Source organism: Bradyrhizobium erythrophlei (assembly GCF_900129505.1).
GTDB lineage: Bacteria > Pseudomonadota > Alphaproteobacteria > Rhizobiales > Xanthobacteraceae > Bradyrhizobium > Bradyrhizobium erythrophlei_D.
Window position 1 is genome coordinate 100,165 of record NZ_LT670818.1, and the last position, 18,909, is coordinate 119,073.

At 65.1% G+C, this 18,909-nt stretch carries 10 protein-coding genes; 7 read left to right on the plus strand and 3 right to left on the minus strand.

Features of this window, described 5'->3' with window-relative positions; translation table 11 throughout:
* The first annotated feature begins 26 nt into the window (after positions 1-26).
* The 3 genes from B5525_RS00490 (at position 27) to B5525_RS00500 (ending at position 3,920) form a co-directional block, all read left to right on the plus strand.
* Positions 27-302 carry a FeoA family protein gene (locus tag B5525_RS00490; RefSeq protein WP_079563949.1) on the plus strand — a complete coding sequence of 92 codons (276 nt, stop codon included), beginning with the start codon at positions 27-29 and terminating at the stop codon, positions 300-302.
* Between the two features lie 19 nt (positions 303-321).
* Complete coding sequence (gene feoB, locus B5525_RS00495) at positions 322-2,193, plus strand: ferrous iron transporter B (protein ID WP_079563950.1); 1,872 nt, start codon at positions 322-324, stop codon at positions 2,191-2,193.
* 152 nt (positions 2,194-2,345) lie between these two features.
* A complete protein-coding gene (locus B5525_RS00500; protein ID WP_079563952.1) occupies positions 2,346-3,920 on the plus strand; it encodes an ABC-F family ATP-binding cassette domain-containing protein in 1,575 nt (524 codons plus the stop codon).
* Positions 3,921-3,953: 33 nt separating this feature from the next.
* Here B5525_RS00500 and B5525_RS00505 read toward each other — a convergent pair whose 3' ends face one another.
* Positions 3,954-6,596, minus strand: a complete 2,643-nt coding sequence (locus B5525_RS00505) for an aminotransferase class I/II-fold pyridoxal phosphate-dependent enzyme (protein ID WP_079563954.1) — start codon at positions 6,594-6,596, stop codon at positions 3,954-3,956.
* A 408-nt stretch (positions 6,597-7,004) separates the two neighbouring features.
* Between B5525_RS00505 and urtA the strand changes: the two genes are divergently transcribed.
* The 4 genes from urtA to B5525_RS00525 all read left to right on the plus strand — a co-directional run bounded on the left by urtA (position 7,005) and on the right by B5525_RS00525 (position 12,258).
* On the plus strand, positions 7,005-8,291 hold the full coding sequence (urtA, locus tag B5525_RS00510; protein WP_079563956.1) for an urea ABC transporter substrate-binding protein: 1,287 nt from the start codon (positions 7,005-7,007) through the stop codon (positions 8,289-8,291).
* Positions 8,292-8,493: 202 nt separating this feature from the next.
* The gene (locus B5525_RS00515) at positions 8,494-9,222 is read left to right on the plus strand and encodes a gluconate 2-dehydrogenase subunit 3 family protein (protein WP_244567790.1); all 729 of its coding nucleotides are present in this window, start codon (positions 8,494-8,496) and stop codon (positions 9,220-9,222) included.
* Positions 9,223-9,236: 14 nt separating this feature from the next.
* Positions 9,237-11,015 carry a GMC family oxidoreductase gene (locus tag B5525_RS00520; RefSeq protein WP_079563957.1) on the plus strand — a complete coding sequence of 593 codons (1,779 nt, stop codon included), beginning with the start codon at positions 9,237-9,239 and terminating at the stop codon, positions 11,013-11,015.
* The gene (locus B5525_RS00525; RefSeq protein WP_079563959.1) at positions 11,008-12,258 is read left to right on the plus strand and encodes a c-type cytochrome; all 1,251 of its coding nucleotides are present in this window, start codon (positions 11,008-11,010) and stop codon (positions 12,256-12,258) included. The genes B5525_RS00520 and B5525_RS00525 overlap by 8 nt, the downstream gene beginning before the upstream one ends.
* 30 nt (positions 12,259-12,288) lie before the next feature.
* Here the strand turns inward: B5525_RS00525 and B5525_RS00530 are convergent, their stop codons facing one another.
* Positions 12,289-15,147 carry a PAS domain S-box protein gene (locus B5525_RS00530; RefSeq protein WP_172899793.1) on the minus strand — a complete coding sequence of 953 codons (2,859 nt, stop codon included), beginning with the start codon at positions 15,145-15,147 and terminating at the stop codon, positions 12,289-12,291.
* A gap of 76 nt (positions 15,148-15,223) precedes the next feature.
* Entirely contained in the window at positions 15,224-18,895 is a 3,672-nt protein-coding gene (locus tag B5525_RS00535; RefSeq protein ID WP_079563961.1) for an AsmA-like C-terminal region-containing protein, read from the minus strand.
* Positions 18,896-18,909: the final 14 nt, after the last annotated feature.

Here is an 18,909-nt window from a genome sequence, read left to right on the forward strand (position 1 = left end):
CCGGTCCGCGATTGGAAATACACATCATGACCAAACGTAACGGCACTCGCCCGCATCAGCCACTGGGGTTAGCCAGGCGGGGCTATTCAGGCGTCATCCAGCACCTCGCCGCCGGCGACGCCGGCTCGGCGTTGTCCGCCAACGAACTCGAAAGCCGGCTGATCGAATTGGGCTTCGTCGAAGGCGCGCGGGTCGAGGTGCTGCATGAGGGCATTGTCGGCCGCGATCCGATCGCCGTCCGCGTCGAGAACGTCACGATCGCGGTGCGCCGGCGCGAGGCCATGGCCATCATTGTCGCCTGAGGCGAACGGACCCTAAACTATGGAAGCTCCGTTGCTGCATCTGGCTCTGGTCGGCACGCCGAACAGCGGCAAGACCTCGCTGTTCAATGCGCTCACCGGCAGCCGCCAGAAAGTCGCGAACTATCCCGGCGTTACCGTGGAGCGGAAGGAAGGCGGGTTCGTCACGCCCTCCGGTCGGCAGGTGTCGCTGGTCGATCTTCCCGGCACCTACTCGCTGCGCGGCCGCAGCCCCGACGAGGAGATCACCCGCGACATGGTGCTCGGCCGCACCCCCGGCGAGGCGGTGCCCGACCTCGTGCTGTGCGTCGCGGATTCGACCAATCTGCGGCTGACGATCCGCCTCTTGCTCGAGCTCAAGAACACCGGCCGGCCGCTGATGCTGGTGCTCAACATGTTCGATATCGCGACCCGCCGCGGCGTCACCGTGGACGTGCCGCGGCTGTCGGAGGCGCTCGGCGTGCCCGTGGTCACCTCGATCGCGGTGCGCAAGGGCGGCACCGCCGAATTGCTGCGCCGGACCGACGAGATCGCGGCGCAGGCGCAGCCGCACGTGAAAGAAAATCTCTGGGAGCCGCTGACGGTCGCGCAACTGCGCGCCACCCAACGCGAGGCCGACCGCATCATCGCGTCGACCGTGAGCCTGCCGTCGCGGCCGGATTCCTGGACCGCGCGGATCGATGCCGTGGTGCTGCATCCGGTTGCGGGACTCGCGATCCTGGCGCTCATTTTGTTCGTGATGTTTCAGGCGGTGTTCGCCTGGGCGCAGCCCTTGATGGAGTTGCTGTCGGCGGCCTTCAGCGCGCTCGGGCAACTGGTGCACGACACCTTGCCGGCCGGGCTGTTGCAGAGCTTCCTCGAGAACGGCGTGATATCCGGCGTCGGCAGCGTCATCGTGTTCCTGCCGCAGATCATTATCATCTTCCTGTTCATCCTGCTCCTGGAAGATTTCGGGTACATGGCACGCGCGGCGTTCCTGATGGACCGCATCATGGGCGGCGCCGGCCTGCACGGCCGCGCCTTCATTCCGCTGCTGTCGAGCTTCGCCTGTGCCATCCCCGGCATCATGGCAACGCGGGTGATCGACAACCGCCGCGACCGGCTGACCACCATCCTGATCGCGCCGCTGATGACCTGCTCGGCGCGGATCCCGGTCTACACCCTGATCATCTCCGCCTTCATCCCGGACACCCAGGTCTGGGGCTGGGCCAATCTGCGCGGGCTGGTGATGTTCGGCCTCTACGCGGCCGGCATCCTCAGCGCATTGGCCGTCTCGTTCCTGATCAAATTCTTCATGCTGCGCGACTACGCGCCGGCGCCGTTCATGCTGGAACTGCCGGACTACAAGATGCCGCGGCTGAAGAGCATTGCGATCGGAATCTATACGCGGGCCAAGATGTTCCTGCAGCGGGCCGGCACCACGATCTTCTCGATGATGGTGCTGATCTGGTTTCTGGCGTCGTTTCCGACGCCCCCCGCGGGCGCTGCGGGCCCCGCCATCAATTACAGCCTGGCCGCGATGATCGGCAAGGCGCTGGAGCCGCTGCTGGCACCGCTCGGCTTCAACTGGCAGATCGCGGTGGCGCTGATTCCGGGCATGGCCGCACGCGAGGTCGCGGTCGCAGCACTCGGCACCGTCTACGCGATCGAGGGCGGCAAGGAGGCCGCCGACCAGATCGGCCAGGTGCTAGCGACCAAATGGAGTCTCGCGACCGCGCTGTCGCTGCTCGCCTGGTACATCTTCGCCCCGCAATGCGCTTCCACGCTGGCGGTGATCCGCCGAGAGACCGGAAGCTGGAAATGGATGGCGGTCACCTTCGCCTACATGTTCGCGCTGGCCTATGCGGCGAGCTTTGCCACCTACAGCATCGCCCTCGCGCTCGGGGCGGGCTGATCGATCGCCCGGGTCCGGCTGGCCACACTCTTGCGCGGCAGCCGCCAAGTTTCTAAGGATATTCGCTCGGGCCGAAAAACCCCTCATGGAGGCTGAAATGGACATCGCAACGCAGATCGCGCCGCGCTCTTTGTCCATTTCGGAAGCTCTCCATGACCGCGTTTATCACGCTGGACTCCCTCTGCCTCACGACGCCTGACGGCCGGCCTCTGTTTGACGGATTGACGCTCGCCATCGGGTGCGAGCGGACCGGTCTTGTCGGCCGCAACGGCTGCGGCAAATCCACGCTGCTGCGTGCGATTGCCGGCGGGGTCGAACCCGCCGCCGGATCGATTCAGCGCTCGGGCTCGATCGGCACCCTTGCCCAACTGGCGGACGACCGCCTGACGGTGGCGCAGGCGCTGGGCGTTGACAGCGCTCTCGTCCGCCTGCGGCGCCTCGAACGCGGCGAAGGCTCGCTGCAAGATGCCGGCGACGCCGACTGGACCCTGGAAACCCGGCTGGCGTCAGCGCTGATCGAAACCGGCCTGCCCGCTCTGCCGCTGGATCGCCTTCTCGCCTCGCTGAGCGGCGGCGAGCGAACGCGCGTCGCGCTGGCGCGGCTGTTGATCGAGGCGCCGAACGTATTGCTGCTGGACGAGCCCACCAACAATCTCGATGCCGATGGCCGCGCGGCGGTCGCCGAATTGCTCGCACGCTGGCGCGGCGGCGTGGTCGTCGCGAGCCACGACCGTGCGCTGCTGGCGCATGTCGACCGCATCCTCGAGCTTGCCGCGATCGGCGTCACCATCTTCGGCGGTGCGTGGCCGGAATTTGCACATGCGCGCGAGGCCGCGCGGGCCCGTGCCGGGGCCGACCTCACCCGCGCCGCCGACGCGCTCCGCAACGCCGAGCGCGCGGTTCAGCAGGCAAGAGAGAGAAAGGCCCGGCGCGACAAGGCCGGCCGCGCCTGGCGCGCCAAGAGCGTCGAGGACAAGATGTTCATGGACCGCGAAAAGCAGCGCGCCGAGAACAGCGCCGCGCGCGAGGGCCATATTGCCGAGCGGCTGATCGGCGAGCGCGCCGATGCCCTCGAACAGGCCCGCGCCCGGGTCGAGATTCTGACGCCGCTCTCGATCGACCTGCCGAAAGCCGGCCTGGCCCGCGGCCGCGAACTGCTGGCGCTCAGCGACGTGGTGATGGCGTATGGCGCCCGCCGCCTGTTCGGCCCGCTGTCGTTCGAGGTGCGCGGCCCCGAACGCATCGCCATCCACGGCGCCAACGGCTCCGGCAAGACCACGCTGCTCGGCCTGATCACCGGACAGCTTCGGCCAACCGCAGGAAACATCAGCCGCCTGACCGGTCGCGTCGCCATGCTCGACCAGCATGTCGGCCTGCTCGATGCGTCCGTCAGCGTCCTCGACAATCTGCGCCGGCTCAATCCGGATTTGTCCGATAATGAGGCGCGCGCCGCGCTGGCTCGCTTCGCGTTCCGCAACCAGGCGGCGCTGCAGATCGCTGGCACGCTGAGCGGCGGCGAGCGGCTGCGCGCGGGGCTCGCTTGCGTGTTCGCAAGGCCGGAGCCGCCGCTCCTGCTGCTGCTGGACGAGCCGACCAACCACCTTGATTTGTCATCGATCGAAGTGCTGGAAGCCGCGCTGTCAGGCTTCGACGGCGCACTGATCGCGGTGAGCCACGATGAGACCTTCCTGAGGGCGATCGGCGTCGAACGGGAGATCAGGCTGTGACAGGGTTCACCGCACAGCCGCGTCCGGCGCGTCTCAAATGGCGGGATGGGAGCGTGGCGCCTCGACGTAGGGACGGAACGTCGATTTGTCGGTTCCGCAATCGGGGCATCGCCAATGCGCCGGTATGGCAGCGAACGGTGTCCCGGGCGCGACCAGCTGATCGGGGATTCCGGCGAATGGTTCGTAGATGTAATAGCACCCGCCGCACATGAACATCTGGCGGTCCGGCTGCCGCGGAGCGGCGGGGGCCCGCGCCACGCTCCTGGTCGCGGCGTCGGCCGGTGTGAGGACGGAATCGCCGACGCTGACGCGGCCGCCTTCCCTTGCGATCAAATAGATTCCAAGTTCCTTGTGGCCGAAGGCCGCGCGCAGCGAGCCGGGAATGTCGAGGTCGCGGCGGCCGGTTTCGGGGTCGACATTGGTGGCGCCGCAGCGGCCGTTGCGACGGTCGACCCGAAACAGCGCGTCCCCAATCCTGATGTCGCTGCCGACCCAGTCGAATTCCTCCCATGGATTTGCCTCGTCGATGTAGAGGTTGGCGCGGAAACGCAGCGGATCGATCTTGATGCCCCATTGCGCCTCGAGGCTGCGCACCGTCGCCAGATTGATCAGCGAAATGACATTGTCCGGCTTGTCCATGAAATGGCCGTCCCTCGAGCGGACCAGCGTCGGCGCGCTGCGCAGCGCGGGGACGAGCTGCCAGACGATCTCCTCCACCTTGGCGCGCGCGGCTTCGTCGTCGAGGTCGGCCACGATGAGCTGGCGATTGCCTTGCGTGATCGTCAGCTTCCGCGTCTCGACGTCCAGCGTGGTCCTGACCCGCGCCAATGCCTCCTCCAGCATCAGCATCACGAATAGCCCCTTCTTGCCCCATCGCGGCTGACTGACATCGAAGGGGGCCCCGGGCCGCACCAGCGCGAAGATGCGATCGTGCGGGAAAGGCATTTTGGCCTCCAGCTCGACGCTCGGTAGCGGCTGCGCGCTCAATCCCTTGATCGGATAGCGATAGATATTCCTCAAAATCGGCATCGGCGCGCCACCCTGTCGTACGACGATCATGCTTGAAAATGCACGATGGGACGGCGATCTGCGTAGAGCCGGTCGTTGCCGAAGTCGTGGAGCCAGATCGCGCCTGGCGGAAACCGGCACTGCAGGCGGCGCGAACTGATCCGAGAACAGCGCGGCCATGTCGGTCGCGGGATCATCGATCGCGTCGTCGATCGCGTCCGACAGCCGCGCGATGCCCTTTTCGATCTGCTTGGGCGACAACGCGGCATAGCCGAGAATCAGGGCGCGGCCGGTCAGGGCGGTGCGTTGCTGGAAATGGACCCGCGCCGAGGCCAGCGAATAGACACCGACCCGCGCGCGCTGGGCGAGGGCTTCCACCGTCACGGCATCCGGAATTCCCGGCGGCAGGTGCCAGAGCACGTGCAGGCCCCCCGCGTCGCCGTCAACCCGGACGTCGCCGAAATTGCGGTGCAGCGCGGCCACGAGGCAATCGCGGCTATCCCTGTAATGCGAACGGACGCGAAGCAGGTGAGATGCATAGCTGCCGCTGTGCATGAAGTCGGCCAGCGTCGCCTGCTCCAGCCAGGGATTGCCGTTGTTGAGCAGCGATTTCTCAGCACAGACGGCTTCGGCGATATGCTCGGGCACCACCATGTAACCGAGCCGCAATCCGGCGCCGAGCGATTTGGAGAAGGTCCCGATGTAGATCGTACAGTCGGGCGCCAGCGCCGCCAGCGGCGGAAGATGCGATCCTTGGTAGCGGATATCGCAGTCGTAATCGTCCTCGATGATATAGCAGCCATAGCGCCGCGCCCACGCGATCACCTCGGTGCGCCGCTCCGCCGACAACGTCGCGCCGGACGGATATTGATGCGTGGGCGTGGTATAGAGCAGCGATGCCGTGCGCCGCGGCAAATCGTCCGGGATCAATCCGTCGCGATCGACGGCGACGCTGGCAACTTCAGCACCGGCAGCTTCGAACGCCAGCGCCGCACCCTGATAGCAGGGATCCTCGACGACGCCGAGTGCGCCGCGTGCGAGGTACAGCCGCGCCGCTAGCGCAAGGCCCTCCTGGATTCCCGAAACGATGACGATGCGGCTTGGATCGGCGACGATGCCGCGCGCCGCGGCCAGATGATTGGCAATCGCCGTGCGCAGCGCCGGGAGCCCCGCCGGCTCGCCATACTGGGTGAGGCCGGCGCCGCCGCCGTGAGACAGATTGTTCTGCAGCAGGCGGCGCCAGGTCTTCAGCGGAAACATATCCGCGCTCGGGCGTCCCGGAAAGAAATCGTAAAGCAGGCGATTGCCGGTGGACTGGGGCGCGCGGAGCGCGCGGGCGTGACGCAACGGCATCGGCATCCGCGTGCGCGGCGGCGACTCGCGAAATTCGGAGGCTGGATGAAGGTGTGCGGCATCGCGCGGCACCTGTTCGGCGACATAGATCCCGGACGCCGGCCGCGACTCGACGATCCCCTCCATCAGCAAGAGATCGTAGGCGCGCACGACCGTGTTTCGCGATATCGCCAGTTGCTCGGACAGCCGCCGCGACGACGGCAGGCGCGTCCCGGGTCCGATGCGGGCGCAGCGGATGGCTTCACGGATCTGGTCGACCATCTGCGTCGTGAGCGACTCCGGCCGCGATCGATCCAGGAGAACGGAAATCTGCATGTGGGCCGCGCCGGTTCAAGACTTCCCTGATCCAGCGCCGGAGCAAGGGCTGGGCCAGTTGTGGGTCCAGCACATCAATTTTGTCGGGATTCCCGCCAAAGTCAGCTGATTTTTCGCGGTTTTCGAACTGGCTCCCTCGCTTTGCCAGCAACTGGACCCATCGCGGATCGCCGGCGTCCGCGACTGCCCAGGGCCGATGCAGGTTCTGCCCGAAACCTTTCCTTGCCGTCTATCTCCTGAGCAACTTGGGAAATTGGCGCCCATCGCCAAGCCAGCCGATGGAGCCATCGCATTTTTCACCGGCGGCTCTCATGGCCGCCGGCTGCTCCATGCGAGCGTTGGATCACTGACGAACTTAGCGGGAGCAGCAATGCGAAGCTCCCGGTCATCGAACCACAAGGAGAACCCATGAGCACCGCACTGTCCCGCTGGCTGTCCGCCGCGGCTGCCATCCTCGTCATCTTCGGATTAGGCGCAACCAGCGCACACGCCGAAGACACCATCAAGATCGGCGTGCTTCACTCGCTGTCCGGCACCATGGCGATCAGCGAGACCATCCTGAAAGACCTGATCCTGATGGAGGTCGCCGACGTCAACGCCAAGGGCGGACTGCTCGGCAAGAAGATCGAGCCCGTGGTCGTCGACCCCGCGTCGAACTGGCCGCTGTTCGCCGAAAAGGCCCGCGAGCTTCTCACCAAGGACAAGGTGGCCGCCGTATTCGGCTGCTGGACGTCGGTGTCCCGCAAGTCGGTGCTGCCGGTGTTCGAGGAGCTGAACGGCCTGTTGTTCTATCCGCTCGAATATGAAGGAGAAGAGGCCTCGTACAACATCTTCTACGGCAGTTCGGTACCCGACAACAAGGCGGTTCCGGCGGTCGAATACCTCATGAGCAAGGACGGCGGCGAAGCGAAACGCTTCGTGCTCGAAGGCACCGACTATGTCTATCCCCGCACCAGCAACAAGATCATCCGCGCCTTCCTCAAGACCAAGGGGGTCGCGGACGAGGATATCCGGGAGAATTACACGCCGTTCGGCTTCTCCGACTGGCAGACGGAAGTGGCGGCGATCAAGAAGTTCGGCTCTTCCGGCAAGAAGACGGCGGTGATCTCGACCATCAACGGCGACGCCAACGTGCCGTTCTACAAGGAGCTCGGCAATCAGGGCGTGAAAGCCACCGACATCCCGGTGATCGCATTCTCGGTCGGCGAGGAAGAACTCGCGGGCATCGATACCAAGCCGCTGGTCGGCCATCTCGCGGCTTGGAGCTACTTCCAGTCCGTCAACACGCCGGAGAACAAGGCGTTCATCGCCAAATGGCGCGCCTACACCAAGAATCCCAAGCGCGTCACCAACGATCCGATGGAGTCGGCCTACATCCTGTTCCACATGTGGGTGCAGGCGGTGCAGCAGGCCGGCACCACGGATGTCGAGGCGGTTCGCCAGGCGATGATCGGCCAGAAGGTCAAGTCGCCATCGGGCTTCGAGGTCGTGATGGGCAGCAATCACCACATGGCGAAGCCGGTGATGATCGGTGAGGTCCAGGCCGACGGCCAGTTCAGCATCGTCTACAAGAGTAAGGCGTTGCCGCCCAGGGCGTGGAGCCCCTATGTCGAGGCCAACAAGGGCAAGGTCGCCGATTGGTCATGGCCCTGGGTCTGCGGCGGCTGCACCTCGCCGCGGTTCGCAGCGAACTGATCTCCCTCGCTGCTTGCCGATGGTAGGAATCCGGTTACGACGACACTGTCGGCGTAACCGGATTTACTTTTTGTTTTCATCACCTTGTTTGCAAATTTCCATAATCGCACGCTTTCTTAATTGGCACGGCCTTGTCCGGCGCGGGTCTGGAACCCGAGCGCCACATGCGCATTTTCTGGTCGGCTGGCAGGAATGACCGATCATGACCATGAGGCGGCGCGAATTTTTGGCCGGGACGGCGATCCTGGTGCTCAGCACCATCAAGAGCCGGGCCACCATCATTTCCGGCGGCCTGCCCTGGGCGCCGGATGCCGGCAGTCCCCCTATCCCGGTTCGGCCGGGCCCCTGGCATTATTTCACCTCCGAAGAGGGCCGTGCCATCGAGGCACTGGCCGACCGCATCATTCCGCCGGATCCACAAACGCCGGGCGGCAAGGATTCAGGCTGCGCCGTCTTCGTCGACCGACAGCTCGCCGGGCCCTATGGCCGCTCCGAGGGCCATTACAACCAGCCGCCCTTCATGCCCGGCACCAAACAGCAGGGCTCGCAATCCCAGAAGGGGCCGGCAGCGATCTATCGCGAAGCGCTGGCCGCGCTCGATCGCTACTGCCAGTCGACCTATGAGGGCAAACGCTTTGCCGATCTGTCCGATGAACAAAAGGACGAACTTCTCAAGAACCTCGAGGATGAGAAGGCAAAACTCGAAGGCGTCGACGGTAAGTCCTTCTTCGCGCTGCTGATCAAGGACGTGCAGACCGGCTTCTTCGCGGACCCGATCTACGGCGGCAACGTCGACATGGTGGCGTGGAAAATGATCGGCTACCCCGGCGCGCGCTACAATTATCTGGACTGGGTCGATCGCCACAATGAACGCTTTCCGCTGCCGCCCGTGAGCCTCATGGGCCGCGCCGACTGGTCTCCGAAGAACTGAAGGGGCGAACGGCGATGCCGAAGAAATTGCCGAAGAAGGACGTCGTCATCATCGGGCTGGGCTGGACCGGATCGATCCTCGCCAACGAGCTGACCGACGAAGGCCTCGACGTGATTGCGATCGAGCGCGGCCCCTGGCGTGACGCGCCGACCGAATTTCCGCCCAATTTTGTCCAGGACGAGTTGCGCTATCGCATACGTCACGAACTGTTCCTGCGGCCCGAGCAGAACACCTTCACCTTCCGCAACAAGATGAACCAGACCGCGCTGCCGATCCGCGACTGGGGCTCATTCATGCCGCCCAACGGCGTCGGCGGCGGCGGCGTGCACTGGAACGCGGAAACCTTTCGATTTCTGCCGTCGGATTTCGTCGCGAGGACGCATCTGACCGAACGTTACGGCGCGGCCTTCCTGCCCGAGGACATGACGATCCAGGATTTTGGCGTGACCTATGACGACCTCGAGCCGCATTACGATGCGTTCGAATATCTCTGCGGCACCTCGGGCACGGCGGGCAATTTGCGCGGCCAGATCCAGGAGGGCGGCAATCCCTTCGAGGGATCGCGTTCGCGGCCCTACCCGACGCCCGCGCAGAAGCAGCCCTTCAGCCACACGCTGTTCGCCAAGGCCGCGCGCGAACTCGGCTACAAGCCGTTTCCGCAGCCCTCGGGCAATTTGTCCCAGGCCTATACCAATCCGCTGGGCTTGCGGATGGGCCCGTGCACCTATTGCGGGTTCTGCGAATGGTTCGGTTGCGGCAATTATTCCAAGGCGAGCCCGCAGACCACCATCCTGCCGCTGCTGGTCCGCAAATCGAACTTCACCGCGCGCGACAATTCGGAAGTGCTGCACATCAACCTCGACGGCTCGGGCAAGCATGCCACCGGCGTTACCTTCGTCGATACCGGCGGCGTTGAATGGGAGCAGCCCGCCGACCTCGTGATCCTGTCGGCCTACACACTTTTCAATGTGCAAATGCTGCTAAACTCGAAGATCGGAACTCCCTACGATCCCATTGCCAATAAAGGCGTAATCGGCCGCAACTTCACCCACCAGACGATCTCCACCGTCAATGGCTTCTTCGACAACAAGAAATTCAACTTCAATCCGTTCATTGCCTCGGGCTCGATCGGCATGTGCATCGACGAATTCAACGGCGACAATTTCGATCACGGCCCGCACGGCTTCGTCGGCGGCGGCTATATGGGACAGGTGCAGACCAACGGCCGGCCGATCCAGTCGGCGTCGGTGCCGCCGGGTACGCCGAAATGGGGCGCTGCCTGGAAAAGCGCGGCGCGCGACAATTATCTCTCGACCGTCAGGCCGGGCACCGGCGTGCACGGCAGCTTCTACAGCTATCGCGATGTCTATCTCGATCTCGATCCCACCTACAAGGATCGCTTCGGCCGTCCGCTGATGCGGATGACGATCGATTTCCACGACAACGAGTTGAAGCAGAATGCCTTCCTGACCGACAAATTCGCCGAGATCATCCGCGCGATGGGCGCCCATACGCTCGACAAGCAGTACCGCAAGGGTCCGTATGACGCGACCGACTACCAGACCACCCATCTCAACGGCGGCGCAATCATGGGCACCGATCCCGCAACCAGCGCGATCAACCGCTATCTGCAGAGCTGGGACGTGTCGAATTTGTTCGTGACGGGGGCCAGCGCCTTCCCGCAAAACGCCGGCTATAACCCCACCGGCACGGTGGCCGCGCTGGCGTTCTGGGCGGCGGCGGCAATCCGCGGCCAGTATCTGAAAAATCCGGGGCCGCTGGTCCATGCGTAACGCAGCAAAACTTTCGATCGCGATCGGCGCGGCCGCGGCATGGCTCGGCGGCATCGGCTTGAGCGGCGCCGACCCGGACAGCCAGGCATTCGACCAGATCGAGAAGGGCCGCTACCTCGCGACCGTTGCGGACTGCTTTGCCTGCCACACCGTGCCGGAGGTCGGCAAACCCTTTGCCGGGGCGCGTCCGATCGAGACACCGTTCGGCGTGATCACCTCGTCGAACATCACGCCCGACGACGACACCGGCATCGGCGCCTGGACCGACGAGCAGTTCGACAACGCCGTGCGCAAGGGTGTGCGGCCGGATGGCAGCCGGCTCTATCCCGCGATGCCGTTTCCGGACTACACCAAGATGTCGCGCGACGACGTGCTGGCGATCCGCGCCTACCTGAAGACGGTCGAGCCGGTGCATCAACCGGTCAAAGCCAACACGCTGCCGTTTCCGTTCAATATTCGCACCGCGATGCGGGTCTGGGATGGGCTGTATTTCACCGAAGGCGAATTCCAGCCCGACAGCCGCCAATCCGCGGCCTGGAATCGTGGCGCCTATCTGGTGCAGGGCCCCGGCCATTGCACGGCGTGTCATACGCCGAAGACCGTCCTCGGCGGCGACAAGACCACCGACAATCTGCGCGGCTTCAATCTTCAAGGCTGGTTTGCGCCCGATATCACCGGTGATAACAACCAGGGCCTCGGCCAATGGAGCGAGGCGGATATCACGGAATATCTCAAGACCGGGCATAACCGGTTCACCGCCGCGATCGGGCCGATGACGGAGGAGATCGTCAACGCCACCTCGCAATATAGCGACAGCGATCTGGCCGCGATCGCGACCTACCTGAAATCCCAGCCGCAACGGCAGGACAACCCGGCGCCGGTGCCGGCGAACTCGCCGGTGATGATCGCGGGCCAGGCGATCTACAGGGATCAATGCTCCGCCTGTCACGGCATCGACGGTCGCGGCGTGGCGATGCTGTTTCCGTCGCTGGCGCAATCGGCACTGGTCCGTGCCGGCGATTCCACCAGCGCCATTCACCTCGTGCTGCGCGGCGGCCGCAGCGTGGCGACCAAACAAGAGCCGACCGCACCGGGGATGCCGTCATTCGCCTGGCAGCTGAATGACGATCAGGTAGCGGCGGTACTGACCTACATTCGAAATGCCTGGCAAACGGCGGGGCCGGTGGTTTCTCCCGAGGCGGTCGGCAAGGAGCGCAACCAATTGCGCACCCGCTCCGACTAGGCTTCGCGAGCGGTTCGGCGCAATACGACACTACGAATTGGTCGACGACCGTTCCAAAATCGCCCTGCGTAGCGTCCGCGACAAAACTTCGACCGAATAGGGCTTCTGAATCAGTTCGAAGCCCTGATGGGCGTGTTCGGCCAGCACGCTGCTGTAGCCGCTGGTCAACACCACCGGAAGATGGGGATGGCGCTCGCGGATGATCGCAGCCAGTTCCACGCCGTTCATGCCGGGCATGATGACATCGGAAAACACCAGGTCGAAAGCCGATTGATCCGCGGCGATCAGCGCCAGCGCCTGCTTGGCATTGTCGGCCCGACGGGTCGCATAGCCGAGATCCTGCAGCAATTCGGTCGAAAACCGTCCGACATCCTCGTTGTCTTCCACCACGAGGATGCGGTGGCCGCGACCGCCGATGGCTGCTTCGAGAGCGCCCGCATTGATGTCCGCGTAAATCGCGGGCGCCGCCGCCTGCGGCAAATAGATAGTGAATGTCGAGCCTTCCCCCACGCGGCTTCCGACGACGATTTCGCCGCCGGACTGCTTGGCAAATCCGAGCGCCTGGCTGAGGCCGAGGCCCGTACCTTTGCCGACCTCTTTGGTCGTGTAGAACGGCTCGAAGATGGAGGTGAGTTTGTCATACGGGATGCCGGTGCCGGTATCCGTGATCGAGATGGCGATGAATTTTCCGTCGCGTTTCTCGCTGGTGCCCGAAGCCGGGATCGCATTTGCCTTTTCGATGCTGATCGAAATGAGCCCCTCGCCGTCCATGGCATCGCGGCTGTTGACGGCAAGGTTGATCAGGGTGGTCTCGAATTGCGCGATATCGGCCATCGCAAAGCAGTCGGGGTCGCGAACCTCGATACCGATCTGGATTCTGTTTCCGACCAGCGGGCGGATCAGCTGCGCTATCGCTTCGACCTGCAGGCCGACATCGAATACCTGCGGCGCCAGCGGCTGCCTGCGCGCGAACGCCAGAAGCTGTCCGGTCAGTTTGGAAGCCCGGTCCACCGTGTCGGAAATCGCATCGATGTAGCGGCGGCGGCGCTCGTCGGGCAGTTCGCGCCGGCGGAGGAAGTCGGTGGCGGAGCGGATGATCGTCAGCAGATTGTTGAAATCATGTGCGACGCCGCCGGTGAGCTGGCCGACCGCCTCCATCTTCTGCGATTGACGTAGCGCCTCCTCGGCCTGCCGCCGCTCGGTGATGTCGACCGCTTCCGGCAACACGGCGGTAACGCCGCCATACTGATCGAACACCGGGCGCATCGCAAAATCGAAATAGCGGTCGCCGATCGGCAAATGCAGCAGCATCTCGGTCCGCATGCTTTCGCCGCACTTGACCGCCGCAAAGGCATTGGCGACGGCCTCACGGACCGCAGGGGTGGCGGAAAACCAGGGCGTATCCCAGAACGGCTTGCCAACGACGTCGGCCGCACCCGCCATGATTCCGGTTAGCGCCGTCTTGTTGGCGTAGATGACGTTGCCCTTAAGGTCCAGAAGTCCCTGGTACTGGTTGCTGGTTTCGAACATCGCGCGCAGTTGCGCCTCGTTGGATTCAAGCTGCGCGGTCCGTTCCCCGATGCGCTGTTCGAGCGTCTCGTTGAGACGGCGCAGTTCGCCTTCGGCCTCCTTGGCCGCGGTAATGTCGTGAGCCACGCCGATGAAGCCGATATGGTTGCCGGCGGGATCCCAGCGCGGCTGCGATTCCGATCGCATCCACCGCCACGCGCCGTCGGCCCGGCGATATCGCGCTTCCAGCACAAACGGCTTGAGCGAGGCCTCACCCGCGAGACTTTCCTTCACGATCCGCGCCTGATCGTCGGGATGGAGAATCCCGCGCCAGTCGAAGACAATGGCTTCCTGATAGGCAAGGCCAAGGAAATCCAGATAGGCCTGATTGGCGAAGCTGCGCGTGCGATCCAGCTTGCTGACCCACATCGGCACCGGCGCGCTGTTGGCGATTAACCTGAAACGCTCTTCGCTCTCCCTGAGCAGTTCCTTCGCCAGCGTGCGTTCGGTGATGTCGATATGGGCGCCGACCAGCCGCAACGGCTTGCCCGTTTCATCCCGTTCGATCTGCGCCTCGCATGCGATCCACCGGACCTGTCCATCGCTGGGCCTGACGATCCTGTATTCCGACGAATAGCGCAGTTCCGGACCATTGATGGTCGCGATAAAATGCTGAAAGGCCCGCTCGCGGTCCTCGGGATGAAGGCGCTTGATCCAGTCCTCGTGCGTATCGATCGCGTCCGGGGTCAAGCCGTGTATTTCGAGATATTCAGGCGAGCGGGGTCCGCTGTCGAAGCCATTGCGAAGATCGACCGTGACCCCTCCGACGCGGGCGATTTTCTGGACGCGGGCCAGATCGTTCTCGCGATCCCTGAGCAATCCTTCGGTGACGACCCGCTGCGTGGTTTCGACCACGATGGCGATCACGCCCGCCGGCTGGCCCGCCTCGTTCAGAACGGGCGAATAGTCCAGGTTCATCCGGACCTGTTCGGGGCGTCCATGCCGGTAGAGCGTGAGCACCTGATCCTTGTAGGCCAGCGTTCCGCCACCCAGCCCCACCTTCATGACGTTATCGTTGAAATCGGCAACTTCCGGCCATCCCTCGCGCACTTTCGATCCCAACAAATGCGGGTGGCGGCCACCGGCAAAACCCGAATAGGCATCGTTATAGATCATGATGCCGTCTTCGCCCCACAACAGCACGATGGGGACCGGCGAACGCAGCAGGGTCTCGGTGACGGTTTTCAGGCTCTGCGGCCACGTGGCAAGCGGCCCGAGGCCGGCTTTCGCCCAGTCGAATCGTCGGATCAGCGCGGCGAGCTCGCCGGCGGCGGTCGGAAACGCTCTACCAGATCCTGTGGACACTCCTTCGTCAGGCACCTTTTCCCCCTCGGAATGCCCCCAACATCAACTGCGTTGAATGCGCCGGCGCGCCTTTGGTTCCAGCGCGGCTTGGCTAGAACGCTGGCCGCTGCGGATTGGCGGCCGGCGGCGTCAGCACCAGCGGCGGCTTCGGCCTCGGCGGCCGTGCGAGGGGCGGCGGCCCGGGCGGTGGGCGGACCTCGATCGGCGGCGGCAGGGGTGCCAGCTGCTGGCTGACGATGGGCGCGCCGGGATTCGCACTGGAACTTGGCGGCGCCACCGCAGCGGGCGGACGCGGTGCGTTGGCTCTCGGCTTGGGCAGAGGCCGGCGTGGCAGGTCGGAAGTTGGTTGATCCGAGGGCTCCGCGTCCGGGGCTGCGCCGGAAGACGACGGAATCGACGCCGGCACGGTGAGCGATGGCGGCGGTTCGCCGCGCTCGATCGAATCCAGCCTTCTCGTCTCGCGGTCGATCGCGCGCACCGCCAGCCAGGACGACAACGACGCCACGTCGACGGTGCGATTGAGCGCATCGGGCGAACCGGCCGCAAACAACTGGATTTCGGGAGGGCTCGTGGCCAGACCGGTTGCTGTCGACGTCAGCGTGACGCGAATGTCGGCCTGATCGGCGGGAATGTCGTAGCCGCCCGAGACGATGGCGCGTGCGGCGTCGGACTCGAGCGTGGTGGCGCCGACGCGCAGCCGGCCGTCGCCGATGCTGAATGGAATTTGCGCCGACTTCACCGTCAACGCGCCGGCCGAAAGCACGAGATCGACAATCTGCCGCAGCTTGGCATCGTCGGTCGCCTGGCCAATGTCGCTGGCGCGGATCGCGACGTCGAAGGCGCGCGGATCGAGCCCCGCGATGCGGGCGGATTCCAATGTCACGGTGCCGCTGCCGGACAGCGCGCCCGTCATCGCCGAGGCGCTGCGGCCCTGGCTCGTCAGCGTCAGCTGCATCGACATCCGCCCCGCGGGCATCGCGAGATTACGATAGCGCAACGCGGCGCCATCGACGCCCGTAAGCTGGACGCGGGCATTCAGCGCGATCCCGTTCGGACTCGGCCTGGTGTCGATGGTCGCGGCCGTTTCCCCGCCGCCGATCCCGCCCTTGATGCCGTCGAAGGTCTGCGACTGGCCGTCGCTCCTGATCGTTCCACTGACGGGGCGCAACTCGCCGCCGCCCGGCAGCGCGCCGCGCAACGCCTGAAAGGCGATTCGACCGCGCCATCCCCTCGACAGTCCGGCTCCGAGCGGTTCCGCGGCGTCGTGCCCCGCCGCTCCGATGGCGAGCGCGAAGGCCGGCGCGAGATCGATCGTGTCGAGACCGACTTCGCCGTCGACATTCCTTTCGCCATCGAGCGCGACCGCGACGCGCCCGCGCAGCCGCGAGCCCGATATCGTGCTGTCGAGATCGTCGAAAGTCAGTCTGTTGCCGGCCAGCGACACGCGCGAGGACAGGTTGATGTTCTGCGCAAGCCGGTCCGCCGGCTTGAGGTCGAGCAGTGGCGCGAGGCTGGCGCCGCGAATGTTCAAATTGACGCTGGCCTTGGGCTCCTGCGTCCACGGCTCGGCTGTACCCTGCGCTTCCGCATCCAGCCCGGTTCCCGACAATTTTGCTTTCAACCGCAACGGCGCGCGCCAGACGCCCGCCACCGATCCCTCGAATCGCGCCGGGCCGTCACCGGCCGCGATCACGCGATCGAGCCCGAACAACGCCAGCAGGATGCGGCCCTGATCCGACGACAGTTTCGATTCAAGGCTGAATTCGCTGCGCCGGAGCGCATCGAGATCGACCCCAAGCAGCGCCGCCGCATCTGGCGTTGTTGTGAGCACGACCTGTCCCTTGAGCTGCGGCGCGTCGATACCGAGCTCGGCCCTGGCAATCGGACCATCGGCGCGTGCCTTATTCTTGTTGAGATCGAGCACGAGTTTCGTGCGCACGGGGCCCGGAGCTAGTCCCAACGCACTGAGCCGCGCGGCGAGCGACGGTGCAAACGGCGTAATCAGCCCGGTGAGCTGGCCCATCGATGCCGCGGTTGAATCAAGCGCCAGCCTTCCGATCAAGCTGACGCGATCGAAATTGCCACCACCCTCCAGCGTGACGCCATCGGGCTGGCCGATCTTCAACCGGTCGAGCAGGAAAAACTTCGGACCGTAGCCTAATTTCGCCGCGAACGGCCGCAACTCCTGACCGGCCGAAATGGCGCGGCCGATGTCGAGCGACACTTGCGCTTCCTCGGGCCATTCGCCCGGCGGGCCCGCCAGCGAGCGCGCGAAGGCGGCTGCGGCATCGAGATCGAGACGTTCTCCCTTCAGCTCGGCATCGAAGCGGGAACCGCCGCCGGCCGGCAGATTGGACAGCGCCACGCGGCCTTCGACGGCGCCGCCGTCGATCTCCGCCTTCATGGCTTCGATGGTGAATCCGCCCGCGGCCAGGCTGACATTGCCGCGCAGACGCAGCGGCTTCTGGTTGCGATAGCTGACTTCGCTGCGGCCCTGCAGCCACGTCATCAGCGTATCCGGATCGGATGATTCGACGCTGAGCGCGCCTTTGAAATCGGACGGACCGGCTGGGGCATTGGCGCCGGTCAGGGACAGAAGCGTCGCACCGGGCGCGCGAAGATCCAGCCGCTCGATGGCCCAGGATCCGGTGTCGCTGCCGAGGCCGGCGGTCAAATTCTGCACCGGGCGGCCGCCGAGCATGATCTGCTCGGCGCTGAATTCGATCTTTGTCGGGATCGGCGGTTGCGGGATGCCGGCCATCAGCGCCCGCAAGGCGGGCACCACGCGCAGCGGCTCGTAGTCCTTGGTATCCCTCGCGGCAAACCTGCCGGCATCGAGCTGCCGCGCCGAGAGCGCGGCGTGCAGCAGCGGCGAGGCGCCGAAGCTGATATCGCCGAGACCCGAAAATCTCAGCGCGCGCTCTTCGGCGCCGTAGCTGACGTCGAGCTGGTCGAGCTTTGCCGAGGCCGGATCGGCCTTGACCTTGGCCGATATTTTCCAGGGCGTGATCGGCACGTCGTTCTTGGCCTTGAGGCCGGGGGGAACCGCCAGCACCAGCGCGCCATCGAAGCGCGGGGCGCGGGTCTCGAATGACAGCACGCCATCGAGGTCGACGGCGAGCGCGCGGGCCCCGGGATCGATGTTGAGATGGACGCGGGTCGCGCTACCATCGCTGCTCGGACCGGATGAGACCCGAAACGGGTAGCGCAGCCCCGACAGCGTGAAATTGCCGTCGCCCCGCACCGCGCCCGCCAGCGAGCGCACGTCGCCGGAGAAGGCGATATCGTTCAGTTCCAGGGTGCCGCGGCTGGCCGCATCATGCAGGGCGATGCGGCCGGTCAGGTTCAGGCGGCCGATCGAGAGCGATCCCAGATTGAATTTCCCGGTCGACGCCGGCAGTTCGACCCGACCCTGCCGATCAAGGCCGAGATCGACCGACATGCCGTTGATGGTCAGGACGTCCGCGCGCCATTCGCCGCGCATCAGCGAGCCCAGGCTGAAATCGACGTCGAGCTTGTCGGCGCGGATCTTGCCGAGATCGTTGGCGGATCCCACCACCACCGATCGCAGCCGCAACGACGGCGTCGGCAACAGCCGCGCGTCCAGTTCGCCGGCGACGCGCACCGGCGCGCCGATTACCCGCGTCGCCTCGGCCTCGAATTGCGGCCGGAACTGATTCCAGTCGATGAAGTACGGCCCGATCAGCGCGGCCATCAGCGCGAGGATAAAAGCAATCGCCAATCCGAGCAGCGTCGTCTGCACGGTGTCTCCCTCTG